Origin of the sequence: Streptomyces sp. NPDC046759 (assembly GCF_040645475.1) — a bacterium.
GTDB lineage: Bacteria > Actinomycetota > Actinomycetes > Streptomycetales > Streptomycetaceae > Streptomyces.
Map to the genome: position 1 here is coordinate 14,946 of NZ_JBEYYJ010000041.1, position 24,682 is coordinate 39,627.

17 protein-coding genes, 1 tRNA gene and 3 pseudogenes are annotated in these 24,682 nt (G+C 73.1%); 12 read left to right on the forward strand and 9 right to left on the reverse strand.

The window, feature by feature from the left end; translation table 11 throughout:
* Positions 1-7 precede the first annotated feature (7 nt).
* A complete protein-coding gene (locus ABZ919_RS37225) occupies positions 8-886 on the reverse strand; it encodes a hypothetical protein (RefSeq protein WP_361257310.1) in 879 nt (292 codons plus the stop codon).
* Positions 887-1,274: 388 nt separating this feature from the next.
* On the opposite strand from ABZ919_RS37225, the gene ABZ919_RS37230 reads away from it, so the two are divergent.
* Positions 1,275-2,069, forward strand: coding sequence for a hypothetical protein (locus ABZ919_RS37230; RefSeq protein ID WP_361257313.1), 795 nt, complete (start codon positions 1,275-1,277; stop codon positions 2,067-2,069).
* 188 nt (positions 2,070-2,257) lie between these two features.
* The gene (locus tag ABZ919_RS37235; RefSeq protein ID WP_361257316.1) at positions 2,258-2,953 is read left to right on the forward strand and encodes a class F sortase; all 696 of its coding nucleotides are present in this window, start codon (positions 2,258-2,260) and stop codon (positions 2,951-2,953) included.
* Positions 2,954-3,019: 66 nt separating this feature from the next.
* Here the strand turns inward: ABZ919_RS37235 and ABZ919_RS37240 are convergent, their stop codons facing one another.
* From ABZ919_RS37240 to ABZ919_RS37250, 3 genes are all read right to left on the reverse strand, one after another.
* The gene (locus ABZ919_RS37240; protein WP_361257319.1) at positions 3,020-4,186 is read right to left on the reverse strand and encodes a GDSL-type esterase/lipase family protein; all 1,167 of its coding nucleotides are present in this window, start codon (positions 4,184-4,186) and stop codon (positions 3,020-3,022) included.
* Positions 4,187-4,333: 147 nt separating this feature from the next.
* The gene (locus tag ABZ919_RS37245) at positions 4,334-4,903 is read right to left on the reverse strand and encodes a WHG domain-containing protein (RefSeq protein ID WP_361257322.1); all 570 of its coding nucleotides are present in this window, start codon (positions 4,901-4,903) and stop codon (positions 4,334-4,336) included.
* 189 nt (positions 4,904-5,092) lie between these two features.
* The gene (locus tag ABZ919_RS37250) at positions 5,093-5,443 is read right to left on the reverse strand and encodes a helix-turn-helix domain-containing protein (RefSeq protein WP_361257324.1); all 351 of its coding nucleotides are present in this window, start codon (positions 5,441-5,443) and stop codon (positions 5,093-5,095) included.
* Positions 5,444-5,510: 67 nt separating this feature from the next.
* Here ABZ919_RS37250 and ABZ919_RS37255 point away from each other — a divergent pair.
* The 3 genes and pseudogenes from ABZ919_RS37255 (at position 5,511) to ABZ919_RS37265 (ending at position 9,761) form a co-directional block, all read left to right on the forward strand.
* A pseudogene (locus ABZ919_RS37255) lies at positions 5,511-6,406 on the forward strand (NAD(P)-binding domain-containing protein).
* 235 nt (positions 6,407-6,641) lie between these two features.
* On the forward strand, positions 6,642-7,595 hold the full coding sequence (locus ABZ919_RS37260; RefSeq protein WP_361257327.1) for a LysR family transcriptional regulator: 954 nt from the start codon (positions 6,642-6,644) through the stop codon (positions 7,593-7,595).
* 192 nt (positions 7,596-7,787) lie between these two features.
* Complete coding sequence (locus tag ABZ919_RS37265; protein ID WP_361257330.1) at positions 7,788-9,761, forward strand: collagenase; 1,974 nt, start codon at positions 7,788-7,790, stop codon at positions 9,759-9,761.
* A 70-nt stretch (positions 9,762-9,831) separates the two neighbouring features.
* On the opposite strand, the gene ABZ919_RS37270 is transcribed toward ABZ919_RS37265, so the two are convergent.
* Positions 9,832-11,277, reverse strand: a complete 1,446-nt coding sequence (locus tag ABZ919_RS37270; RefSeq protein ID WP_361257333.1) for a glyceraldehyde-3-phosphate dehydrogenase — start codon at positions 11,275-11,277, stop codon at positions 9,832-9,834.
* A gap of 184 nt (positions 11,278-11,461) precedes the next feature.
* On the opposite strand from ABZ919_RS37270, the gene ABZ919_RS37275 reads away from it, so the two are divergent.
* Entirely contained in the window at positions 11,462-12,670 is a 1,209-nt protein-coding gene (locus tag ABZ919_RS37275; protein WP_361257336.1) for a hypothetical protein, read from the forward strand.
* Between the two features lie 644 nt (positions 12,671-13,314).
* On the opposite strand, the pseudogene ABZ919_RS37280 reads toward ABZ919_RS37275, so the two are convergent.
* Positions 13,315-13,380: pseudogene (locus tag ABZ919_RS37280) on the reverse strand (alcohol dehydrogenase); the annotation flags it as partial.
* A 328-nt stretch (positions 13,381-13,708) separates the two neighbouring features.
* Between ABZ919_RS37280 and ABZ919_RS37285 the strand changes: the two are divergent.
* The 3 genes from ABZ919_RS37285 (at position 13,709) to ABZ919_RS37295 (ending at position 16,252) form a co-directional block, all read left to right on the forward strand.
* Positions 13,709-14,029 carry a hypothetical protein gene (locus ABZ919_RS37285; protein WP_361257339.1) on the forward strand — a complete coding sequence of 107 codons (321 nt, stop codon included), beginning with the start codon at positions 13,709-13,711 and terminating at the stop codon, positions 14,027-14,029.
* A gap of 122 nt (positions 14,030-14,151) precedes the next feature.
* Positions 14,152-15,027: a PP2C family protein-serine/threonine phosphatase gene (locus ABZ919_RS37290; RefSeq protein ID WP_361257342.1), complete on the forward strand. Its 876-nt coding sequence runs from the start codon at positions 14,152-14,154 to the stop codon at positions 15,025-15,027.
* A 193-nt stretch (positions 15,028-15,220) separates the two neighbouring features.
* Positions 15,221-16,252 carry an MASE1 domain-containing protein gene (locus ABZ919_RS37295; RefSeq protein WP_361257345.1) on the forward strand — a complete coding sequence of 344 codons (1,032 nt, stop codon included), beginning with the start codon at positions 15,221-15,223 and terminating at the stop codon, positions 16,250-16,252.
* A gap of 9 nt (positions 16,253-16,261) precedes the next feature.
* On the opposite strand, the gene ABZ919_RS37300 is transcribed toward ABZ919_RS37295, so the two are convergent.
* A complete protein-coding gene (locus ABZ919_RS37300; RefSeq protein WP_361257348.1) occupies positions 16,262-16,648 on the reverse strand; it encodes a hypothetical protein in 387 nt (128 codons plus the stop codon).
* Between the two features lie 129 nt (positions 16,649-16,777).
* Here ABZ919_RS37300 and selA point away from each other — a divergent pair, with 129 nt between their 5' ends.
* Positions 16,778-18,208 carry an L-seryl-tRNA(Sec) selenium transferase gene (selA, locus tag ABZ919_RS37305; protein WP_361257351.1) on the forward strand — a complete coding sequence of 477 codons (1,431 nt, stop codon included), beginning with the start codon at positions 16,778-16,780 and terminating at the stop codon, positions 18,206-18,208.
* Positions 18,208-19,902: pseudogene (locus tag ABZ919_RS37310) on the forward strand (GTP-binding protein); the annotation flags it as partial. The gene selA and the pseudogene ABZ919_RS37310, both read left to right, overlap by 1 nt.
* Before the next feature lie 79 nt (positions 19,903-19,981).
* On the opposite strand, the gene ABZ919_RS37315 reads toward ABZ919_RS37310, so the two are convergent.
* A tRNA-Sec gene (locus ABZ919_RS37315) sits at positions 19,982-20,078 on the reverse strand.
* 37 nt (positions 20,079-20,115) lie between these two features.
* Here ABZ919_RS37315 and selD point away from each other — a divergent pair.
* The gene (selD, locus tag ABZ919_RS37320) at positions 20,116-21,135 is read left to right on the forward strand and encodes a selenide, water dikinase SelD (RefSeq protein WP_361257354.1); all 1,020 of its coding nucleotides are present in this window, start codon (positions 20,116-20,118) and stop codon (positions 21,133-21,135) included.
* Positions 21,136-21,170: 35 nt separating this feature from the next.
* Here the strand turns inward: selD and fdh are convergent, their stop codons facing one another.
* The gene (gene fdh / locus ABZ919_RS37325) at positions 21,171-24,431 is read right to left on the reverse strand and encodes a formate dehydrogenase (RefSeq protein ID WP_361257357.1); all 3,261 of its coding nucleotides are present in this window, start codon (positions 24,429-24,431) and stop codon (positions 21,171-21,173) included.
* Positions 24,432-24,682 lie beyond the last annotated feature (251 nt).

Here is a 24,682-nt window from a genome sequence, read left to right on the forward strand (position 1 = left end):
GCCTGGGTCAGCCTCCCGCGCCGTACGCCCCTCGCGTGAGCCCCACCGGATTGCCCGGCGGCAGCAGACCCGAGTCCTCGACGCCGCGGGCCAGTGGCTTCAGCAGAGCGGCCAGGCGTGTCGTGCGTTCGGCGCCGAGAGCCGTCCAGGGGCCTTCGGCGGCCGCGTCCGTCAGCGCTTCCACCTCCGCGCGCACGGACGCGCCGAGAGCGGTGAGCGACCCGTCGGCCGCGAGCAGGTCACGCGCGCGCAGCCGCGCCCCGGCCGCCTCCCAGTCCGCCTGTCCCCACCTGCGGGTCTCCCGGAGCATCCCCCCGTCGGACTCACCGGCCGCCGCCTTGAGCACCATGGCCTCGACCGGTCCCAGACCCTGAGCCACCAGCACCGCGACATGCGAGTCACCACGGTGCTCGCGCAGGGTCGTCAGGCCCTGCCACAGCCGCGCCGTGGGGCGGTCCGGGCGCTCCAGCGCCTGGTTGGCGGCGGCCAGCACCCGGCCGGTGGTGTCCGCAGCCTCGGCCGCGGCCCAGGCGAGGTCGGCGGCCTCGGCGAACTCCGCCGAGCCCACGACGTCCGGTCCGAACAGTCCGGTCATCGCCTCGTCCAGGGCGTCCTGACGCGCCGCCAGCACCTCGGCGGGGCTCGCGCAGGCCCAGGCGTCGGGCAGGGCCCGGGCCACCCGCGCGGGGTGGAAGACGTAGAAACAGCTGGTCACGACGGACGGGGAGACCGCGCCGAGCGGTGCGGCGCGCAGCGCGAAGTACCCCATCCAGAATCCCCGCATTCCGAGCGCGTCCGTCGCACGGCGGGCCTCCGGTGCGAAGTACACCAGATCGTGCACCGGCTCGTACCGCTCCCACAGGGCCCGCGCCCGTGCGTTCGCCACCGCTTCCTCCCACCGTGTCGACCTGCTGCGTGCCGTCGGCACCAGAGTGCGTTATGACCGTGGTCATAACAAGAGGACGGGCGATGCGGAGCCCTTGTCCGGCCGGGAGCGGCCGGGGCGGGGGCGGGGTCCGCCAGGAGCCGAGGCCTGCCGGGGGTCCGGTCCGTACCCCGAGACGGCGCACGGGGAGGTGCTGATGCGCCGGGTGATTGCCCCGAACGAGGGGCACGCGGAGCGCGATCACTGGGACAGACGGGTGGCGCGATGACCCGGCTGGGCGGCCCGGATGGTGGGAGACCGCGCCCTCACTGACGGTGGTTCATGTCGAGGCCGGGTCCATCCAGCTGATGAGGTATCCGCTGCCCGGCCACGGCGGAAGGACATCGCTATGCGTTCTGCCCGCATGCTTCTGGCCACGGCGGCAACCACCGCCGCTCTCGCCTTCGCTGCGCCCAGTGCCGCGTTCGCCGCTCCCGCGGGTGACAACGGCGGCCGCGACGACTCCTCCTACAGCCGGGACCACGACGGTGGCTCCGGCGACGACCACGGCCGCGACAACGAGTCGGATCGCGGCCACGACAATGATCACGGTGACGGCAACGACAACGGCCGCGGACACGACGGACCGCGCGGCGGAATCCACGCGGGTGGCGGAGCGCTCGCCGCCGTGCGCGCCGACGACCGCGGCGACGACCGAGGCAACGATGACGACAACGGCCGCGGCGAGGACAACGGCCGCGGTGGGGACGACGGCCGCGGCGAGGACAACGGCCGCGGTGGCGACGAGGGCCGCGGCGAGGACAACGGCCGCGGTGGCGACGACGGCGGTGGCGACGGCCACGGGCGTGGGCACGGCTCGCCGCGCGGTGGCGTCCACGCCGGTGGCGGTGCGCTCGCCGCGGTCCGCGGTGACGACGGGGGCCCCGGTCGTGAGGACGGCGGGTCCGACCGCGGCAACGACCGGGAGGGTGGCGGCTGGGACGGCGGTGGTGACGGCGGCCATGACGGCGGCGGTGACCACGAGGGGCGCGGCGGCCACGAAAGGCCGCACGGCGGCATGCACACCGGCGGCGGCGGTCTCGCCACTCCGGGTGTCACCGCAGGTGGTCTGGCGGTGCTGGCCGTGGGCGCCGGCGGTATGTACCTGCTGCGCCGCAGGAAGGCCGGCCGGCCCGCGGCCTGACCCGACGACCCCTTCGAGAGGCTGCGGCCACCGCCGACGCGTCCACGGCGTCGGCGGCCCGCATCCGTAGCGGGCTCCTCCCCGCGTCCCTGCTGCGTCTCCTTGACGTCCCTCCCCGCGCGAGGCCACATGCCCCGGCGCCCTTGTCCTGATCCCCGTGCTGCCGTGCCTGAGTGAGGTGGTGTCCGATGGCAGCAGAACCCTCCGCCCCGACCCCCGCGGAACCCCAGGCGGACGGGAGGAGTTCCGGCCGCGGCGGGCGGCTGACGCTGTGGGGGGTGGCCGTCTTCCTCCTCGCCGTCAGCATGCTCGGCGGTCACCACACCTCGGACGACAAGACACCGCGGGCGTCCCGCGCGGCGGGAGCGAGCGCCGTCACCCCGGTGGATCCCCTGCTGCCGGAAGAGGAGCAGCCGGAGGCCGGCACATCGCTGCCCAGGTCGACGCCGGTCCGGCTGCGCATTCCGAAGATCGCCGTCAACGCGCCCTTCACCACCCTGACCATCGGGGCCTCGGGTCAGCTGAAGCCGCCACCAGCCGGCGACACGAACCTGGTCGGCTGGTACGCCAAGGGCGCCGCCCCCGGCGAGAAGGGCACCGCGATCATTGCCGGGCACGTCGACACGAAGACGTCCGCGGCCGTCTTCGCCAACCTCGGCGAGCTGCGGCGCGGCGACCACTTCAGCGTGGAGCGCGCCGACGGACGTACGGCCCGCTTCGTCGTGGACGACGCCGAGACCTTCGACAAGGACGACTTCCCCAGCAAGCGGGTCTACGCCGACGCCGAACGTCCCGAGGCCCGGCTGATCACCTGTGCGGGGGCGTACGACCACACGGCGAAGGACTACACCGAAAACCTCGTGGTCTTCGCCCACCTGGTGTGAGCCGGTCTTCGCCCACCTGGTGCGAGCCCGTCTCCGCCCACCCGGTGCGAGCCGGGCCGGGACGGGTCAGGCGCCACCGTCGCCGAAGCGGCCGCCCGGTGCGAACGCCAGCGCGGCGAACCGCTCACCGATCCGGCGGTGCGCGGCGGTGTCCGGGTGCAGACCGTCGGGCAGGGGCAGCTCGCCGAAGTCGGCCTCGCCGTAGAGGTCACGGCCGTCGAGGTGGTGCAGCCGCGGGTCCTCGGCCGCGCGCTCGCGCACGATCCGGGCCAGTTCCTCGCGGACGACTCCCAGGGTGAGTTTCCCGCTCGCCTTCTCGGCCGGGTCCCCGGCGGCCCGGAACCGAAGTCGTCCCTCGCTCAGCGCGGAGAAGTCCGGGAGCGTGGGGCCCGGCGTGTCTTCGTGGATGGGGCACAGGATGGGTGACACCACGAGCAGCGGGGTGTCCGGGTGACCGTCGCGGATGGTGTCGAGGAAGCCGTGGACGGCGGGACCGAACGCGCGCAACCGCATCAGATCGGTGTTGACCAGGTTGATGCCGAGCTTGACGCTGATCAGGTCGGCGGGGGTGTCGCGCAGCGCCCGGGCGGTGAACGGATCGAGCAGAGCGCTGCCACCGAGTCCCAGGTTGATCAGTTCCACACCACCGAGGGACGCGGCGAGCGCCGGCCAGGTGGTGCTCGGGCTCGCGGCGTCCGTGCCGTGACTGATGGAACTGCCGTGGTGCAGCCACACCTTGCCGCCCCGGTCCGACACGGCTTCCACGGGCGCGTCGGTGCGCAGGGCCACGAGTTCGGTCGTCTCGTTGTGCGGCAGCCAGATCTCCACGACCTTGACCGCGTCGGGCAGCCCGGTGAAGCGCACGGTGCCGACCGGGCCGGACCGGTGCTCCGCGGTGCCGGCGGCCATGTCGATCGTGAGCGTGCTGCCGCCCGCCACGCTGCCGCTGCCGGCCGGACGTCCGTCGACGAGCAGGTCGTACAGGCCGTCCGGCCGGGGCGGGGCGCCGACGAAGACCCGCTTGGTCGGCAGTGTGTCCAGCTCGACCGTGGTGGCACGGGTGCGGAAGACCAGCCGTACGCCCGAGGGCTGGGACTCCGCCATCGCCAGCTGGGGATCGTTGCACTGCGCGCGGGCGCGGGCGGGCAGCCGGTGCGGCAGCAGCCCGTGGGCGGTGCGTTCGAAATCGAGGGCGCCGCGCACGAGTTCGGGGGTGAGCGGGGTGATGTGCATGGTGTCGGCCTGCGTTTCGAGGAGGTCGTGAGAAGAAGTGGTCGTGGGAGGAACAGGCCGCGACAGGAAGGGGCCGGGAGAGGAAAGGGCCGGGGCCGGGAGGGGAAGAGGCCGGAACTGGAGGTCGGGGCTGGCGGGCGTGAGCGGTCAGCCGGCGGGCCAGTCGCGGAGCAGGGAGTCGAGGGCGTCCAGGATCCGGCTCCAGGACTCCTGGGAGTCGGGGGAGCTGTGGCTGAAGCCGCCGGCCGCCTCCAGGCTGACGTAGCCGTGGAAGACGCTGCCGAGGAGCCGGACCGCGTGGGTCTGGTCGGGCTCGGGCAGGTCGTATCCGCGCAGGATCGCCCGGGTCATCTGAGCATGCCGACCGCCCGCGCTCGCGGCCGCCGCCTCCGGGTCCAGGGGATGGCGGGTCGCCGCATAGCGGCCGGGGTGTTCCTGGGCGTAGTCACGGTACACGTCGGCGAACGCGACGAGGGCGTCCCGGCCGGCCCGTCCGGCGAGAGCGTCGGCGGCGCGGTCGGCCAGTTCCTCCAGCGCCAGCAGCGCGATCCCGGTCCTGAGGTCCTGGGAGTTCTTCAGGTGTGAGTACAGGCTCGCGACCTTGACGTCGAACCGCCGGGCCAGCGCCGACAGGGTCACCTGGTCGAAGCCGACCTCGTCGGCCAGCTCCGCGCCCGCACGGACGAGGCGCTCGGTGGTAAGACCGGCACGAACCATCAGCCCGCTCCCTTCTGCCATAGGAGATTATGGAGCTTCCTAAAGCCTATAGGCAAATCATGGATCGGCAGGGGCCGCTGTACCCACCTTTTTGTGCGTACTGGGCAGCCGCCACCCGGCCGGGAGAGGCTGTTTCACGAGCCGAGGGGCTGGACCGAAGGTGCGAGAGGAGGTGATTGCGGCAGCGCGTCAGGAGGCGGCCCCGTCGGCGCGGAGCCGCTCCAGGCGGCGATGGCCCCAGTCCGAGACGGGGCCGAGCGCGGTGGACAGGTCGCGGCCGAAGCTGGTCAGCGTGTACACGGTCTTCGGCGGCAGCACGTCGTACACCTCGCGGTGCACCAGTCCGTCCTCCTCCATCTCGCGCAGCGCCTGAGTCAGCACCTTCTCGCTCAACCCGGGTAGCCGGCGCCGCAGTTCCGCGGGCCGGTGCGGGCCGGACTCCAGCAGCCACAGCAGGGACGTCTTCCACTTGCCGTCGATCACGGCGATCGCGGCGGTCACTCCGCAGACGTTCGGGTCCTGGGCGCGGCTGCGTGTCATCGGTGTCCTCTTCCGAAGCCCTTCAGGCCCTTCGGCCACATTCCTTCGCACATACGGGAGTTGCAACATGTCCACGTCCACCGATCTTCCCGCCGTGACCGTGACCGTGCTCGGGCTCGGCCCGATGGGCCGCTCGCTGGCCGGCGCGTTCCTGAAGGCGGGCCTGCGGACCACGGTCTGGAACCGCACACCCGGCAAGGACCGGGAGCTGATCGAGCGGGGGGCGGCCGGCGCCGGGTCGGCCGCGGAAGCCGTGGCCGCCGCTGACACGACCGTGGTCTGCGTGACGAACTACGACGCGGTCGACGCCCTGCTGCGGCCGGAGCCCGTCACCCGGGCGCTCAAGGGCCGTACCGTCGTGAACCTGACCGCAGACACCCCAGGCCGAGCCCGTCGGACGGCGGACTGGGCGGCCGGCCACGGCATCCGCTACCTGGACGGCGCGGTCATGACCCCGGCCCCCACCGTCGGAACACCCGAAGCCGTCTTCCTGCACAGCGGCCCGCGCGCCCTGTACGAGGAGCACCGGCCCGTCCTGGAGGCACTGGGCGGCGCACACACCCACCTGGGCGAGGAGATCGGGCGCGCCGCGACCTTCGACCTCGCGCTGCTCGACCTCTTCTGGACGGCGATGGCGGGCTACGCGCACGCCGTGGCGCTCGCCCGCGCCGAGGGCGTCACCGCCGGCGAACTGTGGCCCCCTTCGCCCAGGGCATCGGCGCGATCCTGCCGCCGCTCTTCGCCGGGTTCGCACAGGACGCCGACGACGGCACGTACTCCGGGGCGATCAACCCGCTCACCTCCGCCGCCTCGACCATGGCCCATGTCGTCGCCGTCTCCGAGGCCCACGGCATCGACGCGGGCGTGATGCGCGCCGTGGAGGGCATGGCCCGCCGCACCATCGGCCTCGGCCACGGCACGGACGGGTTCATCCGGGTGGCGGAGGTGCTGGGCCGCCGCTGAGGCGGACCGGTACGGCCGGGTCGTGCGGGCCGCGGAGGGGGCGAGGGGCGCCGGTGCGTCCGGCGGCCGGTGCCTGCAGGTCGGCGGACCTGCGACTTGTGCCGGACGCGGCACGGTGCGACGCTTCGGTCCGCCGGTCCCGGCCAGGGCCGGGGAGGGCTGTGAGCACCGGATTTCCAGCGAAGGCGGATGCCTGCGCGGCAACCGGCCGCGGACGGAGACGAGGAGTGGAGCGATGGAGCTGGAGCTGCGGCACCTGCGGGTGCTGTGCGCGATCGCCGACGCTGGCAGCGTGGGCCGCGCCGCCGTACAGCTCGGCTACTCGCAGCCCGCCGTGAGCACCCAGCTGAGGCGCATCGAACGCCACCTGGGGGAGCCGCTGTTCGAGCGCGGCACGAGCGGCGTGCGGCCGACCCGCTACGGCGCCGAGGTCGTCGAGCAGGCCCGCGACGTCCTGGCCCGCGCCGACGCCATCGGGCACCGCCGGCCGACCGCGCGGGCCCGCCGTACCCTGCGCGTGGCGGCGACCAACTCGCCCATGCTCTCCGGCACGGTCTCCCGCGTCCGCACCCGACTGCCGGAGGTGTCCCTCGCGGTCACCAGCGTCTACGCGTCCTCGCGGATCGTGGAGCTGCTGGAGGAGGGCGCCGTGGACGCGGCCATCGCCGCCGACTACCCGGGCATGGAGCTGCGCCACTCGGGCACGGTTCGGCACCGCGGGATCGTCACCGAGCCGACGTTCGTCGCCCTGCCCGCCCGGCACCGGCTGCGGCAGAGCGCACAGGTCCAGCTCGCCGACCTGGCCGAAGACGCCTGGTTCGTGACGCCGGACGACGGCGCCGGCTGGCCCGGGGTGTTCTACGACGCCTGCGCGGCCGCCGGGTTCACCCCGGTCACCGTCCACGAGTTCCTCGGCGACCAGGCCCAGCTCCAGAGCATGATCGCCGACGGCCTCGGGGTGTCCCTCGTGCAGCCGACGCTGCGGCCCATCCCGCACGTGGTGATCAAGCCTCTGGTCGGCGCCCCCCTGTGGTGCCGTTATGTGCTGGCCTGGCGGCCCGACACCGTCACCGACGAGGTCGTGGAGGCGCTGGCGCAGTCCGCCACGGCCGCCTACGGCGACCTCGTCGCGCAGGCCCCCCACCTGCGAGCCTGGGCGTCGCGCACCTGGAGCGTCACCGGAGCGTAGCCGCCCCGCATCACGCGGCCGCCGTGCGGTGCCGCGGCCACCCGTGGAACGTCAAGGGCCCGCAGCGATGTTATGAGCAGCCAGTGGCATGTGCTATGTCACACGGCATTGTTGGGGTAGGAGACCCGCTGAGACAGTGCCTCACACGCCTCAACACCCCACCGAGGCGCATCCCTTCGTGGAGGAATCCCGATGCGCTATCGCTTCGCGCTGCCCAGACGCATGCCCGGCCACCGGCACCCCCGCACGGCCGGACGCACGGCCGGACGTACGGCCGCCGTCGCGGCCGTCTGCGTCACCGTGGCCGGACTGCTGTCCGCACCGGCGCTCGCGGCCCCGCAACAGCCGCACACCGATGCCGCCGGCACGCCCCGGCAGCACGCCCCCGAGCCGTCACCGGCCGGTGCCACCACCGCCGTCACCGAGCATCCCGCGAGCCAGGCCCGGCGGCTCAGCCCGGCCCAACTCCCGCCCCTCCAGCCCCTGTCGGCCGCCCCGCCCCGACGGACGGCGAAGGCGGCCTCCTGCACTCCGGCAGATTTCGGCAGCCGTACCGGCTCCGCCCTAGTGTCCTTCGTCAAGGCCTCGTCCACGGACTGCGTCAACACCCTCTTCGCGGTGACCGGCAAGGACGCGCACGACGTCTTCCGGCAGTCCCAGATGCTCAGCGTGGCGGCCGCGTTCACCGGCACGGCCCGGCAGTACCGCGGCGACAACTCCGGCAGCCTGGAGCAACTGGTCCTCTTCCTGCGGGCCGGCTACTACGTGCAGTTCAACCACCCCGGCGACGTCGGCTCGTACACCACCCGCCTCACCACGGCCGTCACGGCCGGACTGGACACCTTCTTCGCCCGGTCCCACTCGCGTGACGTGACGGCGGCGAACGGCGACATCCTCGGCGAGACCGTCATCCTCACCGACAGCGCCGACCAGCAGGGCCGCTATCTGTCCGTCTACCGACGGCTGCTCGACGACTACGACAGCTCCTACGACTCCGTCGACAGCATGGTCAGGGCCGTCAACGACGTCTACACGCCGCTGTGGCGCGGCAACTGGAACCCCGCCTACGTCCAGGCGGTCGGGGCCGACCCGCGCATCATCGACACCCTGTACGACTTCGCGCTCGCCAACACCGACCAGCTCGGCACCGACCTGGCCTTCCTGGACTCCAACGCCGGGATGAACCTCGCCCGTTACGTCGAACACCCCGAACTCCAGGAGACGGTCCGCCCGTTGACGAAGGACCTGCTGGACCGGACCGCGATGACCGGCCCCACGGCCGGGCTCTGGGTCGCCGTGGCCACGCAGGCCAACGCCTACGACAGCGCCGACTGCGCCTACTACGACGTCTGCGACCTGCCCGCCAAGCTGACCAGGGCCGTCCTGCCGGTCAGCCGGCACTGCGACGGCGACGTCACCATCCTCGCCCAGTCACTCACCCCGGCCGACCTGGACGCCGCCTGCGCCAGCGTGCTGGCCCAGAGCACCTACTTCCGTGGCGTGGTCAAGGCCGACGGCGCGATACCCGGACAGTACGTGTCCACCATCCAGCTCGTGGTCTTCACCAGCCGCACCGACTACCAGACCTACGGCGGCCCGATCTACGGCATCGACACCGACAACGGCGGCATGACGCTGGACGGCACCCCGTCCGACCCTGCCAACCACGTCACGTCGATCATGTACCAGAAGCCCGCGGACGACGGGTTCCCGGCCCGGATCTGGAACCTCAACCACGAGTACACGCACTTCCTCGACGGCCGCGACGACATGAAGGGCGACTTCGCCCAGGAGACGACCGTGCCCGACGTGTGGTGGATCGAAGGGGTGGCCGAGTACGTCTCCTACAGCTACCGCGGCCTCGCCGACGACCAGGCGACCCAGGAGGCCGGCAAGCACACCTACAAGCTGAGCACCCTGTTCGAGAACACCTACGACAACAGTGACGTGACCCGCACCTACCCGTGGGGCTACCTCGCCGTGCGCTACATGGCCGAGAACCACCCCGACGACCTCCAGCGCATGCTCGCCCGCTTCCGCGTCGGTGACTACGCCGGCGGATACGCCGTCTACCACGACGGCATCGGCACCCGCTACGACGCCGGCTTCGACCAGTGGCTCACCGCGTGTGCCGCGGGCGCCTGCACCAGGCCGGCGAAGGCCTGACCACGCGCCCAGCACGGCGGCCGCCGACCGGAACCCCGGTCGGCGGCCGCAGCCTTCGCGCCGAAACCCGTCAGACGGCCGTCGCCGGGTACGTCGGGTACTCCACGCCCGACACGTGCTGGACGACGCGGACGACCTGGCAGGAGTAGCCGAACTCGTTGTCGTACCAGAGGTAGAGGATCGCGTTGTCGCCGTCGACCTTGAGGGCGCCGGCATCCACGATGGAGGCGTGACGCGAGCCGATGAAGTCGCTGGAGACCGCGTCGGGCGCCGTGATGAAGTCGATCTGGCGCTTGAGCGGCGAGGTCAGCGACACCTCGCGCAGGTAGTCGTGGACCTCCTCGCGGGTGGTCTCGCGGGCCAGCTGCAAGTTGAGGATCGCGATGGAAACGTCCGGCACCGGGACGCGGATCGAGCTGCCGCTGATCTTCGCCTTCAGGTCCGGCAGCGCCTTGGCCACGGCGGAGGCGGCACCGGTCTCGGTGATCACCATGTTGAGCGGCGCGGAGCGGCCACGGCGCTCGGACTTGTGGTAGTTGTCCAGCAGGTTCTGGTCGTTGGTGAACGAGTGGACGGTCTCCACGTGGCCGCGCAGCACGCCGTACTCGTCGTCCATCGCCTTCAGCGGCGGGACGATCGCGTTGGTGGTGCAGGAGGCGCAGGACAGGATCTGCTCGTCCGGCTTGATGGTGTCGTGGTTGACGCCGTGCACGATGTTCGGGACGTCGCCCTTGCCCGGCGCGGTGAGAACCACCTTCTCGATGCCGGGGCGCAGGTGCTCGGACAGCCCCTCGCGGTCGCGCCACTTGCCGGTGTTGTCGATGAGGATGGCGTCCCGGATGCCGTACTCCGTGTAGTCCACGGCCGACGGGTCGTCGGCGTAGATCACCTTGATCGCGTTGCCGTTGGCGACGATGGTGCTGGTTTCCTCGTCGACGGTGATCGTGCCCTGGAACTGGCCGTGGATGGAGTCGCGGCGCAGCAGCGAGGCGCGCTTGACGATGTCCTGGGCGCCGCCGCCGCGCACGACGATGGCGCGCAGGCGCAGGCCGTTGCCGGAACCGGCCTTCTCGATCAGCAGGCGGGCGACGAGCCGGCCGATGCGGCCGAAGCCGTACAGCACGACGTCGCGCGGCTCACGCCGGTCGATCTTGTTGGCGCCGGTGGCACCGGCGACGGCCTCGGCGGTGAACTCCTGCACGCTCAGGCCACGCTCGTCGGCCTTGTACATCGTGGCGAGCATGCCGAGGTCGATCTGGGAGGGCCCGAGGTCGAGGGCGGTCAGGGCCTGCAGGAAGGGCATGGTCTCGGTGACCGACAGCTCCGCGCCCGCGATCTGCCGGGCGAAGCGGTGCGTCTTCAGGATGCTGACCACCGACCTGTTCACCAAGGAACGGCTGTGCAGCAGGACGGTCACGTCCCGCTCGCGGTGCAGCTTCCCGATGAGCGGGATCATCGACTCCGCGATCTCCTCGCGGATCTTCCAGTTGGTGAACGAGTCGTCGTTGACAGTCACAGATCCATCTTTCGAGCTAGGCAGCGCTCATATGGTAACCACACCTCTCAAGTGGTCCTTCCGGGGGTGGCAGAGTAAGGGATTTGCACGCATTCCTTGACTGATTCCTGAATCAGGGTGGAAGTGCGTAAGAAACCCGAGTCGCGGATTGCCCGTCTTACCTGGCGTGCCCAAGGTCAAGAGAGTGAGCACCCATTCCGTCCCGCGGCCCGATGCGGCCGCCCCGTCCCGCCCCGTCCGCCCCCCGGTCCTGCCGTGGATCACCCGGCGCGGGATCCCCGAGGGTGCCCTGCCGGCCCTCGCCCTGTTCGCGGCCGTGCGGCTCGCCGGGGTCCTCGTGGTGATCCTCGCGAACGGCGTCCGGGGCCATCCGCTCGTCAAGAGCCTGGCCCACTCCTGGGACTCGCGCTGGTATCTGCACATCGCCGCCGAGGGCTACGGCCACAAGATCTGGATCACCCCGCAGGGCGCCGTCCAGTCCGACTGGGCCTTCTTTCCCCTGTACCCCGGGCTCATCAGGGCGCTGACCACCGTCCTGCCGTTCACCCCCGGCCAGGCCGCGCTGATCATCGCCTGGATCGCCGCGGGCGTGGCCGCGTACGGCGTGTACGCCATCGGCCACCACCTCTACGGACGCGGGGTCGCCACCGCACTGGTCGCCCTGTGGGCCGTCATGCCGCACTCCGTCGAACTCACCATCGCCTACACCGAGTCCCTGTTCGCCGCGCTCGCGGTCTGGTCCCTTTACTGCGTGCTCAGGGGCCGCTGGCTGTGGGCCGGTGCGCTCGCCGCGCTCGCGGGTCTGTCCCGGCCCAGCGGTTTCGCGATCGCCGTGGCCGTCTCCCTCACCGCCGGCTACGAGGCGCTGCGCCGGCGCGGCCGGGTCCCGGTGAGCCTGTGGGGCGGTGCCGTGCTCGCTCCGCTGGGCTGGCTCGGCTACGTGCTGTGGGTGGGCGGCCGGACGGGAGACTTGCTCGGCGGTTACTTCAAGGTGCAGAGCGCCTGGGACTCCCGCTTCGACTTCGGCCTCGGCTCGGCGCGCTTCCTGAAGGCCCTGTTGCTGCACGGCGGCGGCGCCGTCTACCCGATGGCCCTGGTGATCGTGGCGGCCGGGGTGCTGCTGTTCGCGCTGCTGTGCCTGGAGCGCGCCCCGCTGCCCCTGGTGGTCTTCGCCGGGGTCCTGATCCTGCTCGTGGTCGGCGGCTCGGGGTCCTTCTCCTCCAAGCCCCGGTTCCTGCTGCCCGCCTTCCCGCTCCTGATCCCGATGGCCCGGGCACTGACCAGAACCTGGCGGATCCGGCCGGCCCACGCCGTGGTCGTCTTCGGCGGTCTCACCGCCGTGTCCCTGCTGTTCGGCGCGTATGTGACGGCGGTGGCCCACTCCCCGCTGTGAGCCCACGCCCGGTCCGGACGCGGGCGGCCGCTGCGGACCGACGGCACGGACCAGACCCGGGGCGCCGGACGCGCGGAGCACCGCATGCTCGTGACCGGTGAGCGCGGTGCCGCCCCGGACCGGAGCGAGGGGGTGCCGGCGCTCGGCGCCGATTCGCGAACACGCCCGCGCGGGACGGCGCGTCCGTCCCTCCTGCAGCACCCGCGTGATCAGCGTCAGACGGACACCCGTAGGTCGAGGACCGAGGGCCCCGCACCAGCCTCGGCAGCAAGGTGGCCACGGCGTTCCCGGTGGCCGGCCCCGGCCGGCCGGTGCGCAGCGCGGCCCCGCACGCCGCCGGGACCGGCCGGAACCGGCGGGGGCCGCCGGTCCGGAAGCGGCCCGCCCATGTCACCCCGGCGAGCGCGTCGGCGCCGGACAGCGCCGGCGCGCCCGGCGCCCGGCACCGAGCCCGGTCACATCCGTGGCCCGTGGCGCGAGACAGATGAACCCGCGGAAGAAGGCTGCACTGTCGACCAGCGCGGCGAGGCCCGGCGTCACCAGCACCCGGGGCCGGCGCAGCGCCCGCGGTTCCGTTCGAATCCCTGTGGCCGGGGTCGTCGGGGCCGCTCGTGCCGTCCCGCACCGACCGGGCGGTCGCGACCAGCGGGGCAGGTGCCGCAGGCGCAGACGAACGGCACGGTGACCCGGTCGCCGGGCCGCCACCCGGCGCGGACGGCAGGGTCGCCACCCGGAACGCCGGGCGCCGGTCCGGCAGCCGACGCGGCGTGCCACCGGAGGGCGCGCCCGCCTCACACGCGCGCGTGGCGCCACCGGGCGCGACGGAGGCGGCCCGGACCTCGGCGTCCGGCACGGCCACGGCGGTCGCCGCCGTGCGCCCCACGGCCAGGACACCGGCCTCGGCCAGGGCCGCGCCCCCGCGTGCCGGCAGCGCGCCGGCCCCGCTTTCCGGTCGATGTCCTCCCCGGACGGCGGAACGGCGCTGTGCGAAGGCCGTGAATCGGGGTAGGCGGGGGAACGCCCGAGGAAAGGATCGTCATGACGACGTACGTGATCAGTGTTCCCGGCACCTTCACCGCGGACATCGGGGCGGACACCCATGACCGCCTGGCCAGGGCGCTCAGGCCCGCCGATCCGCACAGCACCCGGATGGGCAGCACCGAGGGTCTGGACGCGCTCAGCGTCAACGAGGACAGCACCTTCACCCTCCGTCTGACCGTCGAGGCGGACACCGGCCCGCATGCCGAGGAGGAGGCTCGCCGGCTCGCCGGCTCCGCCCTCCGGGACGCGGGACTGGACGAGCGGAGCGCGGCACTGGGACCCGCCGTGATCACCGGGATCGACTCCGAGGTGCGGTGACCGGGAGCCGTGGAGAGGACCGTCCCAGAGGGCGAGATCATCCGGTACGGGTAAAATCTAGGCGTTTGCCGAAATTTCAGGCGGCCGGTCGTCGTGGGCCACCGCCGCGCCGGAAGTGATCGATGCCCCGCAAGCGCTCCCCGGACGAAGGCGATGAGCTGCTCAGCAGACTCGGCTCGCTCACCGCTCAGGCACGGGAGCGTGCGGAGCTGCAACGCACCCAGGTCGAGCTGGCCATCGCCCTGCAGCGGGGCATGCTGCCCCGGGACCTGCCCAGCGCGCCCGGTCTGCACCTGGCCGTCCGGTACACACCGGCCAACCTCGGTCTCAACGTGGGCGGTGACTGGTACGACGCGTTCGCCCTGCCCGACGGCCGGATCGGGCTGTCCATCGGAGACGTCCAGGGTCACAACATCGAGGCCGCCGCCTTCATGGGCCAGGTACGGGCCGGGCTGCGTGCCCTCGCCTCCGTGACCGGGGAGCCGGGCGAGCTCCTCGCCCGGACCAACGACCTGCTGCTGTCGCTGGGCAGCGACCTGTTCGCCACCTGCACCTTCATACGCGTCGACCCGGCCGCGGGAGTGCTGGAGAGCGCACGCGCCGGCCACATCCCGTTCGTGTGGGCCACCGCGGACGGCAAGTCCGGCGTCGTCGACGACGAGGGAGGCCCGCCGCTCGGCATCGACAAGGGCATGGAGTACCCGGTGACCACGCACCGGCTCGCGACGGGCGGTGTGTTCGTCCTGGTCACCGACGGCGTGGTGGAGGGTCCCTCGCTGAACATCGAGGACGGCCTGGAGCAGGTGGTGCGCCTCGCCGGCATCGCCGCCGTTGCCGCCGTGGAGGCCCGCGCGCTGGCCGCCGCCGTGATCAAGGGCGCCGAGAGCGTGGGGCACGAGGACGACGCGGCCGTCCTCGTCGTCGGCCTGGACGGCCCCGCCGGCCATCCCGTGACCGGCCCGGCCGGAGGCACGGGAACGAGCCTCATCCAGCCGTGAGGCGCTCCCCGGCCCCCGCCGGAACCGGCCCGGATCCCGCCCGGCGGGATCAGCCTGCCGCCGCCGCGACGGCGGACCGGGGGAGGAGTCCCGGCCGGGGGCGGACCGGTCGTCGCGCCTGCGGTACCGGATTCAGCCATAGGGCCGGACCCCGGCGGCTCTCGCCTCGCCGAGCCGGGGCCGTCGGTGTGAGATGGCTGCTGTGGTGGGTATCGACGATCTGCGCCGGCCGGGCGGCTACGCCGTCCAGGTACTGGCCGTCGCGGCCTGCTACTACGGCGCGGCCCGGCTGGGACTCCTGCGTGAACTGTCCGTCGAGGGAGCGGTCGTCACCCCCATCTGGCCGCCGACCGGCGTGGCCCTCGCCGCCCTGCTGATCCTCGGCCTGGGCTGCTGGCCCGGCATCACCATCGGAGCCCTCTTCGCGGTGCTGTCCGTGACCAGCCTCCGCTTCGACGTGCTCGGCACCCTGGCCGGCCAGACGGCCGCACCGGTGTGCGCGGTGCTCCTGCTGCGCCGGGCAGGCTTCCGCACCGATCTCGGCCGGCTGCGGGACGGCGTCGCCCTCGTGTTCCTGGGCGCGCTGACCGCCATGCTCATCAGCTCCACGGTCGGGATCGGCCTTCTCGTCCTCATGGACAAGCTGGACCTGCACAACTTCTGGCCCGTCTGGCTGGCCTGGTGGGTGGGCGACGCCATGGGCGTGCTGCTCGTCACCCCGCTGCTGCTGTTGCTGCACCGCGCGCGCTGGCCGCCGTCCCTGGCCCGCTGGAAGGAGGCGACGGCGCTGACCGTCGTCGCCTGCTGTCTCGTGCCGTTGGCCGTCTACAGCTCGATCAGCCTGCTCTTCCTCGTCTATCCGCTGCTCATCTGGGCCGCCGTGCGTTTCCAGCTCGTCGGCAGCGTGCTGTGCGCGCTGCTGATGTCCGTGCTCGCCGCCGTCGCCGCGACGGACGCCGTCGGGGCCTTCGCGGGCCTGAGCCGGATCGAGATCATGGCCAAGCTCCAGGCGTTCAACGGCGCGATGGCCCTGACCGCGCTCCTGCTGTCCGCCCTGATCACCGAGCAGCGCCACACCCGGCGCTCGGTCGAACAGGCCTGCCAGGAACTGGTGGAGGTCCTGGAACACCTCACCGCGGGCGAAGCCCCGCCGCCCCGGGCGCGCCAGGACACCGAGCGCGCCGACGGCGCGGACGGCCGGCCCGGACCGACCGGGCCGCCGTGACGTCCCGCGTCACCGGCCGGACCGGTTCACCGGCCCTTCGTCGTCACTGCCCGGCTCGGACGACCCCTTACGGGACCTGACGTCCCGGGGCGTGGGGGCCGGCGGATGCGCGGCGCCGGTCGCACCGGACCGGCTGCCGCCGGTCGTGCCGTAGCCCCCCGGAATGCCCGGCGGCATGTCCGCGGCGGCCTCGGCCTCGCTCACATGACGGCGGGCCCGGACTCCCGCGCGGCGCTCGGGGTACGGGTAGTCGAACGGCTCGGTGCAGGCGCGCTCGCGGTCCGCCTCGCGCTGCCGGCGTGCGGCCCGCTCGGCGTCGGTCGCGTTCTCGCCCGTGCGGGCGCGGCCGTCGTCGTGCAGATGGTCGTTGTCGTGTGTGCGGTCCTCGTCGCTCATGCGGCGCCGGGTACCCGGGCGGTGCCCGGCGCCAACACCCTCCCGGCGTGTCGATCGGCCGGTCCGGGGCACTGGGAGACGATGGGCGGAGCCCGGGCGGGCACGGGCGGACCGGAGGACAGGCGCGGCATGGAGCAGCGGTCGGCGAGCGCGGCGGACCAGCGGACCGGGGCTGCCGGGTCCGGGCCCGCGGCCCCGGAACGGCACGACGGCACGGCCGTACGCCCGCCGGAGCACACCGTGCGGCCGCCGGACGCCGCCGACGTACGCCGCCGCATCCCGCGTACCGACCGCCTGCTGAGCGACCCCCGGCTGTCCGCGGCGGTGCACCGGCTCGGCGCCGGCGTGGTGAAGGCCGCCGTACGCGAGGCGCAGGAGCAGGCCCGCCAGGGGCGCATCCCGCCCGAGCAGGTGCCGGAGACGGTCCTCGCCCTGCTGCCCGGCACCGCGAGCGGCCTGCGCCCGGTGCTCAACGCCACCGGGGTGCTGCTGCACACCAACCTCGGCCGGGCCCCGCTCTCGGCCGCCGCCCGGCAGGCCGTCCAGGAGGCCGCCGGACCCACGGACGTCGAACTGGACCTGGTGACCGGCGTACGCGCCCGCCGAGGCCGCTCCGCCCTGGCCGCCCTGCGCGAGCGCGTGCCCTCCGCGGGGGACGCGCACGTCGTCAACAACGGCGCCGCCGCGCTGCTGCTCGCCGCCACCGCCCTCGCCTCCGGCCGGGAGATCGTCGTCAGCCGGGGCGAGATGGTGGAGATCGGCGACGGCTTCCGCCTGCCCGACCTGCTCGTGTCGACCGGCGCCCGGCTCCGCGAGGTCGGCACGACCAACCGCACGACCGCCGCGGACTACGCCGCCGTGCTCGGGCCCGAGACCGGATTCGTGCTCAAGGTGCATCCGTCCAACTTCCGTATCACCGGCTTCACCCGGTCCGCCGAGACCGCCGAACTCACGGGCCTCGGCGTCCCGGTCGTCGTCGACATCGGCTCCGGACTGCTCGCGCCGCATCCGGCGCTGCCCGAGGAACCCGACGCCGACACCCAGCTCCGTGCGGGCGCCGCCCTGGTCACCGCGAGCGGTGACAAACTCCTCGGCGGGCCCCAGTGCGGACTGCTGCTCGGCGACCGGGACCTGGTCCGCGGCCTCGCCCGGCACCCGCTGGCCCGCGCCCTGCGCGTCGACAAGCTGACCCTGGCCGCCCTGGAGGCCACGCTGACCGGGCCGCCCACCCCGACCGCCCTCGCCCTCACCGCCGACCCGGCGGCCCTCCGGGCCCGCGCCGACCGGCTGGCCGGCACTCTCGCCGCCGCCGGGATCGACGTGGAGGCGGTGGAGTGCGCCGCCACGGTCGGCGGCGGAGGCGCCCCCGGGGTCACCCTGCCCAGCGCGGCGCTCTCGCTGCCCGAGCGGTACGCCGTCGCCCTGCGCACCGGTCCCGTGCCCGTCGTCGGCCGGCTGGAAGCGGGCCGCTGTCTGCTGGACCTGCGCGCGGTGCCCGAGGAGGACGACGGGCGGCTGGCCGATGCCGTGCTGGCCGCCGGGCCGCAAGGGCGGGCGTGATGCGGGTCCTCGCCACCGCAGGCCATGTCGACCACGGCAAGTCCGCCCTGGTGCGGGCCCTCACCGGCATGGAGCCCGACCGCTACGAGGAGGAGCGCCGCCGGGGACTCACCCTCGACCTGGGTTTCGTGTGGACGCGGCTCGGTCCCGACGGCGACCATCTGGCCTTCGTCGACGTGCCCGGCCACGAACGCTTCGTGCCGACCATGCTGGCCGGTGTCGGTCCGGTGCCCGCCGTGCTGTTCGTGGTCGCCGCCGATCAGGGCTGGCAGCCCCAGTCCGAGGAGCACCTGGCCGTACTCGACGCGCTCGGCGTCCGGCACGCCGTCCTCGCGGTGACCCGCAGCGACCTCGCCGACCCCGAACCCGTACGTGCCGACGCCGTCGAGCGGCTGGCCCGGACCTCACTCGGCAAGGTGCCCGCGGTCCCGGTGAGCGCGCTCACCGGTGCGGGGCTCGACGAGTTGCGCACCGAACTGGTGCGGCTTGCCGGGGAGTTGACGGAGCCCGACCCCGGCGCCGACGTCCGGCTGTGGCTCGACCGGGCGTTCAGCGTGCGCGGCCACGGCACCGTGGTGACCGGCACCCTCGCCGCCGGCACCCTGCGCGTCGGCGACCGCCTGGTCACCGCGGACGGTTCCGCCGTGCTCCGGGTACGCGGGCTGCAGACCCTGCACGAGGAGCGGACGGCGGTCAGCGGGGTCGCCCGCGTGGCGGTCAACGTGCACGGCCGGGGCGACGACGGCCTGCGCCGTGGACAGGTGCTGCTGACCCCGGACCGCTGGCTGAGCAGCACGGTACTCGACGTCCGGGTCACCGGCGAACCTGCCGCCGACCTGCCCCGCTCGGTCACCCTGCACATCGGGACCGCCGCCGTACCCGTGCGCGTCCGTCCGCTCGGCGAGGACACCGCCCGGCTCTCGCTCGCCCGCGGCCTGCCCCTGCGGGCCGGCGACCGCGCGGTGCTGCGCGAACCGGGCGGCGGCCGCGTGCCCTGCGGGGTCACCGTTCTCGACGTACGACCGCCCAGGCTGACCCGGCGCGGCGCCGGCCGGGCCCGCGCCGCCGAACTCGCCGCGCTGACCGGCTGCCCCGACGGCGCCGCCGAACTGCGCCGCCGCAAGCTGATCCGGCGCGCCGACCTGGTGGCGATGGGGATCCCCGCGCCCGTCGCCCCCGTCGCCGGGGACTGGCTCGTGGACGACGGCCACTGGGCCTCGCTGAAGGACCGGCTGATCGACGAGGTCGAGCGGCACGCCGAGGCACACCCGCTGGAGCCGGGCCTGCCCGCGGAGGCGGCCCGCCGGCTGCTCGGACTGCCGGACCGCGCCCTCGTCGACGCCCTGACCCGGGCGGCGCCCGAACTCCGGGGCGAACAGGGCCGGTTGTACCGTTCGGACGGCGCGCTCCCCGCTCTGCCCCCGCGCGTTTGCGCTGCCGTGGACGCCGTACACCGGGACCTGGCCAGCGCGCCGTTCCGTGCCCCCGAGGCCGGCCGGCTCGCCGAACTGGGCCTGGACCGCAAGGCGCTCGCCGCCGCCGTCACGGCCGGAGCCCTTCTGCGGATCGCCGACGGAATCGTCCTGCTGCCCGGCGCCGACGCCGAGGCCGCCGCCGTGCTGCGCGCCCTGCCCCAGCCGTTCACACTCAGCGAGGCCCGGCGCGCGCTGGACACCACCCGCCGCGTGGCCGTACCGCTGCTGGAGTTCCTGGACGCCCGGGGCCACACGGAACGCGTCGACGACCAGCGCCGGCGCTGCCGTGCGGACGCGGTGGACGGAGGCGGACGGGAATCGAACCCGCCGGCCCGAGATCCTCGGGCCCCTCGGTTTTGAAGACCGGGAGGGCCACCAGGCACCCACACGCCTCCACCGCTCGTCAGGCTACTGCCCCAGGAGACCACCGGTATGACATCGACTTCGGAACCGATCCGCGAGGCACACGTCCGACTCACCCAGTACGCCCACGGCGGCGGCTGCGCCTGCAAGATCCCGCCCGGCGAGCTGGAGGAGGTGGTCGCGGGGCTGACCGTGCCACCGCTCGCCGGGGGCGACACCCCGCTGCTCGTGGGACTAGCCACCGGCGACGACGCGGCCGTGGTCACCCACCGGGGGACGGCGCTCGTCAGCACGGCCGACTTCTTCACCCCGGTGGTGGACGACCCCTACGACTGGGGACGCATCGCCGCCGCCAACGCCCTGTCCGACGTGTACGCGATGGGCGGCCGGCCGGTACTCGCCGTGAACCTGCTGGCCTGGCCGCGCGACCGGCTCTCCTTCGACCTGGCCCGCGAGGTGCTGCGCGGCGGACTGGACATCGCCACCGAGGCCGGCTGCCACGTCGGCGGCGGGCACAGCGTCGACGATCCGGAACCGAAGTACGGCATGGCCGTCACCGGCATCGCCGATCCGGAGCGGCTGCTGCGCAACGACGCCGGCCGGCCCGGGCTGCCGCTGTCGCTGACCAAGCCGCTGGGCGTGGGCGTGCTCAACAACCGGCACAAGGTCACCGGCGAGCGATTCGAACAGGCCGTCGCCACCATGACGGCGCTCAACCGGGACGCCGCCGAGGCGGCCCTCGCGGCCGGGGTCACCTGTGCCACCGACGTCACCGGGTTCGGTCTCCTCGGCCACCTCCACAAGCTGGCCCGGGCCTCCGGCGTGACCGCCGTGGTCGACACCGCCGCCGTGCCGTACCTGGACGGGGCCCGGGAGGCCGTCCGGGACGGGTACGTCAGTGGCGGCACCCGGCGCAACCTCGAATGGGTCGCCCCGTGTACCGACTTCGGGGACACCGACGCCGACACCCGGCTGCTGCTGGCCGACGCCCAGACCTCCGGCGGGCTGCTGGTCGCCGGGGAGGTGCCGGGAGCGCCGGTGGTGGGGGAGCTGGTGCCCCGCGGGCCCCACTCGATCGTGCTCAGGTAGGACTCGGGTCCCGGGCGATCGTGCCCGGGTGCGGCTCAGGGTTCGGTACCCGTGTGCTCGTCGATGCCCGCCCGGGTCCGGTAGGCCCGCACCAGTTCCACCGAGGCCGGACCGCGCGGCCTGCGGCCGGGGCGGATGTCCACGGCGAACGCCTTCGCCTCCTGGATGTGCGTGTTCGGGTCCAGGGACAGGTGCAGCAGCTCGTTGGCCGCGTCCCCGGTGCTGTACCCGTTGGGACCCCAGTGGTACGGCAGGCCCACCTGGTGCAGCCGGCGCCCGTGCACGGTCAGCGGTGCCATCCGGTCCGTCACCAGCACCCGTGCCTCGATCACTCCGCGCGCGCTGACGATCGTCGCCCACCCGGTGTGCTCCAGCCCGCGCTCCGCAGCGAGCTCGGGGGAGACCTCGCAGAAGAACTCCGGTTGCAGCTCGGCGAGATAGGGCTGCCAACGGGACATGCCGCCCGCCGTGTGGTGCTCGGTGAGCCGGTAGGTGGTGGCCACGTACGGGAACACCTCTGAGCCGGTCTCGTCGCCGCTCGGCTGGTAGCGGTTGTCGGGAATCGGTTCGATCAACTGCCGTACCGGGTTGCGCTGCTGCTCGTACAGCAGGTTCGGGAACGGCGAGTCCTGCGGCTCGTAGTGCACCGGCAGCGGACCGTCGGTCAGTCCGGACGGCACGTACAGCCAGGCCTTGCCGTCGGCCTGCATGATGAACGGGTCGGTGCCCGACAGGGCCTCCGGACCGGTCGCGTCCTCGGGCGGCTCGTGATCGGGCGACGTGTCCTTCTTGAAGTCCGGCACGTCGTGCCCGGACCACTCGCCCTTCTCCGCGTCCCACCACACCAGTGCCTTGCGCTCGCTCCAAGGCCTGCCCTGCGGGTCGGCGGAGGCGCGGTTGTACAGGATCCGGCGATTGGCGGGCCACGCCCACGCCCACTCGGCCGCCACCCAGTCCTGCTCCCGGCCGGGCTTGCGGCGAGCGGCCTGGTTGACGCCGTCGGCGTACACTCCGCAATAGATCCAGCAGCCGCAGGTGGTCGAGCCGTCCGCTTTCAGCTGCTCGTACGAGGAGAGCGGGCTGCCCTCGGCGTCGCGGCCGTTGATCTCGGCGAGCACGGTCTCCGCGTCCGGTTCGGCGATGCCGCCCTTCACCGGATAGTCCCAGGCCAGATCGAGCACGGGCCGGTCCATCTCGTCGCAGGACCCGGCGAGCTTCTCCCGGATGATCCGCCCCAGGTGGTACGTGAACCACAGGTCGCTGCGCGCCTCGCCGGGCGGCTCGACCGCCTGGTGGTGCCACTGCAGCAGCCGCTGGGTGTTGGTGAAGCTGCCGTCCTTCTCGGTGTGCGCCGCGGCCGGCAGGAAGAACACCTCGGTGCCGATGTCCTCGGTGCGCAGCTCGCCGGTCTCGATCTCCGGCCCGTCCTTCCACCAGGTCGCCGACTCGATCAGCGAGAAGTCGCGGACCACCAGCCAGTCGAGGTTCGCCATGCCGAGCCGCATCACCTTGGAGTTGGCGTTGCCGACCGCCGGGTTCTCGCCGTACAGGAAGTAGCCCTTGCAGGTGCCCGCCAGCTGGGCCATGGCCGTCTCGTACGCCGAGTGGCTGCCGGTCAGCCGGGGGAGGTAGTCGAAGCAGAAGTCGTTGTCGGCGGTGGCCGCGTCACCCCAGTAGGCCTTGAGCAGGCTCACCAGGTACGAGCGCATGTTGCCCCAGTAGCCCTTGTGGGCCGCCTCGGCCTTCACGAAGGCGTCCAGATCCTGGTTCTGGTGGGCGTGCGGCATCGGGATGTAGCCCGGCAGCAGGTTGAACAGGGTGGGGATGTCCGTCGAGCCCTGGATGGAGGCGTGCCCGCGCAGGGCCATGATGCCGCCGCCGGGCCGGCCGATGTTGCCCAGCAGGGTCTGCAGCACGGCCGCCGCGCGGATGTACTGCACGCCCACCGTGTGCTGCGTCCAGCCGACCGCGTAGGCGAAGGCCGTGGTCCGGTCCCGGCCGGAGTTCTCCGTGACCAGCTCGCACACCTGCCGGAACAGATCCTGCGGCACCCCGCAGATCCGCTCCACCATCTCCGGTGTGTAGCGGGCGTAGTGCCGCTTGAGCACCTGGAACACACAGCGGGGGTGGGTCAGTGTCTCGTCCCGTTCGGGCTCGCCCTCGCCGATCACCGCGCCGCCGGAGCCGTGCGCCTCGCCGCGTGCCGCCTCGGTCACCGAACTGCCGCCGCCGGTGCGCTTCTGGTACTCCTGGTCGCGCTGGCCCGAGGCGGCCTGGATCTCGGTGCCCTCGTACTGCCAACTGCGGTTGTCGTAGCTGCGGTTGCCGGTGTCGAGGCCGGAGAAGACGCCCGCCAGGTCCTCGGTGTCGCAGAAGTCCTCCCGCAGGAGCACCGGAGCGTTGCTGTACGCCACGATGTAGTCGCGGAAGTACTTCTCCTGCTGCAGGACGTAGTTGATGATCCCGCCGAGGAACGCGATGTCCGTGCCGGCGCGCAGCGGCACGTGCACGTCGGCCAGCGCGCTGGTGCGGGTGAAGCGCGGATCGACGTGGATCACCTTCGCGCCCCGCGCCTTGGCCTCCATCACCCACTGGAACCCGACCGGATGGCACTCGGCCATGTTCGAGCCCTCGATGACGATGCAGTCCGCGTTCTGCAGGTCCTGCTGGAAGGTGGTCGCGCCGCCGCGTCCGAACGAGGTTCCCAGACTGGGAACGGTGGAGGAGTGTCAAACACGCGCCTGGTTCTCGATCTGGATCGCTCCCAGCGCGGTGAACAGTTTCTTGATGAGGTAGTTCTCTTCGTTGTCCAGCGTGGCCCCGCCGAGGCTCGCGATACCCAGGGTGCGCCGGGTGCGGGTCTCGTCGACCTCCCACTCCCAGCCCGCCCGGCGTGCCTCGATCACCCGGTCGGCGATCATGTCCATCGCCGTGTCGAGGTCGAGGCGCTCCCACTCGGTGCCGTGCGGGCGCCGGTAGAGGACGTGGTGCTCGCGGGCGTCCCCCGTGGTCAGCTGCAGGCTCGCCGCGCCCTTGGGGCACAGCCGGCCGCGCGAGACGGGGGAGTCCGGGTCGCCCTCGATCTGGGTCACCCGCTCGTCCTGGACGTACACGTTCTGGCCGCAACCCACCGCGCAGTACGGGCAGACGGACTTGACCACCCGGTCGGCACGGGTCACCCGGGGCCGCAACCGCTCGGTCGGTCCGCTCTTCGCCGCGGCACCCCGGCCCAGCAGATCGGTGCCCGTCAGCTGGCGGTAGACCGGCCAGGAGTCGATCCAGGTGCGTACGCCCACAGTCACTCCTCCCGCCAGGTGCCTCGATTTCCCCGCATACGAGCGGCCACGGCATCTCTCGCCCCGGTGCGGCGCGGAGTACCCCGGCCGGACTCGGTCAAACGGACGCCCGCGCCTCCGCCGTACGGACCGGCTCGGGATCCGCCCTACGGACCGTCGCGGACTGCGCCGAACGGACCGTCCCGGGTGCCGCCGAACGGGCCCCCGCCCAGGTGTGAGGGCGCCGATCCGGGGGACTCCGCCCCTGCCGT

Excerpts from the sequence above, each read along its gene's own strand:
- ABZ919_RS37295 (WP_361257345.1), top strand. The coding sequence starts at position 15,221 with ATGGCTGCTGTGGTGGGTATCGACGATCTGCGCCGGCCGGGCGGCTAC.
- ABZ919_RS37235 (WP_361257316.1), top strand. The coding sequence starts at position 2,258 with ATGGCAGCAGAACCCTCCGCCCCGACCCCCGCGGAACCCCAGGCGGAC.
- selA (WP_361257351.1), top strand. The coding sequence starts at position 16,778 with ATGGAGCAGCGGTCGGCGAGCGCGGCGGACCAGCGGACCGGGGCTGCC.
- ABZ919_RS37240 (WP_361257319.1), bottom strand. The coding sequence starts at position 4,186 with ATGCACATCACCCCGCTCACCCCCGAACTCGTGCGCGGCGCCCTCGAT.
- ABZ919_RS37260 (WP_361257327.1), top strand. The coding sequence starts at position 6,642 with ATGGAGCTGGAGCTGCGGCACCTGCGGGTGCTGTGCGCGATCGCCGAC.
- ABZ919_RS37300 (WP_361257348.1), bottom strand. The coding sequence starts at position 16,648 with ATGAGCGACGAGGACCGCACACACGACAACGACCATCTGCACGACGAC.
- ABZ919_RS37265 (WP_361257330.1), top strand. The coding sequence starts at position 7,788 with ATGCGCTATCGCTTCGCGCTGCCCAGACGCATGCCCGGCCACCGGCAC.
- ABZ919_RS37290 (WP_361257342.1), top strand. The coding sequence starts at position 14,152 with ATGCCCCGCAAGCGCTCCCCGGACGAAGGCGATGAGCTGCTCAGCAGA.
- ABZ919_RS37230 (WP_361257313.1), top strand. The coding sequence starts at position 1,275 with ATGCGTTCTGCCCGCATGCTTCTGGCCACGGCGGCAACCACCGCCGCT.
- selD (WP_361257354.1), top strand. The coding sequence starts at position 20,116 with ATGACATCGACTTCGGAACCGATCCGCGAGGCACACGTCCGACTCACC.
- ABZ919_RS37245 (WP_361257322.1), bottom strand. The coding sequence starts at position 4,903 with ATGGTTCGTGCCGGTCTTACCACCGAGCGCCTCGTCCGTGCGGGCGCG.
- ABZ919_RS37250 (WP_361257324.1), bottom strand. The coding sequence starts at position 5,443 with ATGACACGCAGCCGCGCCCAGGACCCGAACGTCTGCGGAGTGACCGCC.
- ABZ919_RS37285 (WP_361257339.1), top strand. The coding sequence starts at position 13,709 with ATGACGACGTACGTGATCAGTGTTCCCGGCACCTTCACCGCGGACATC.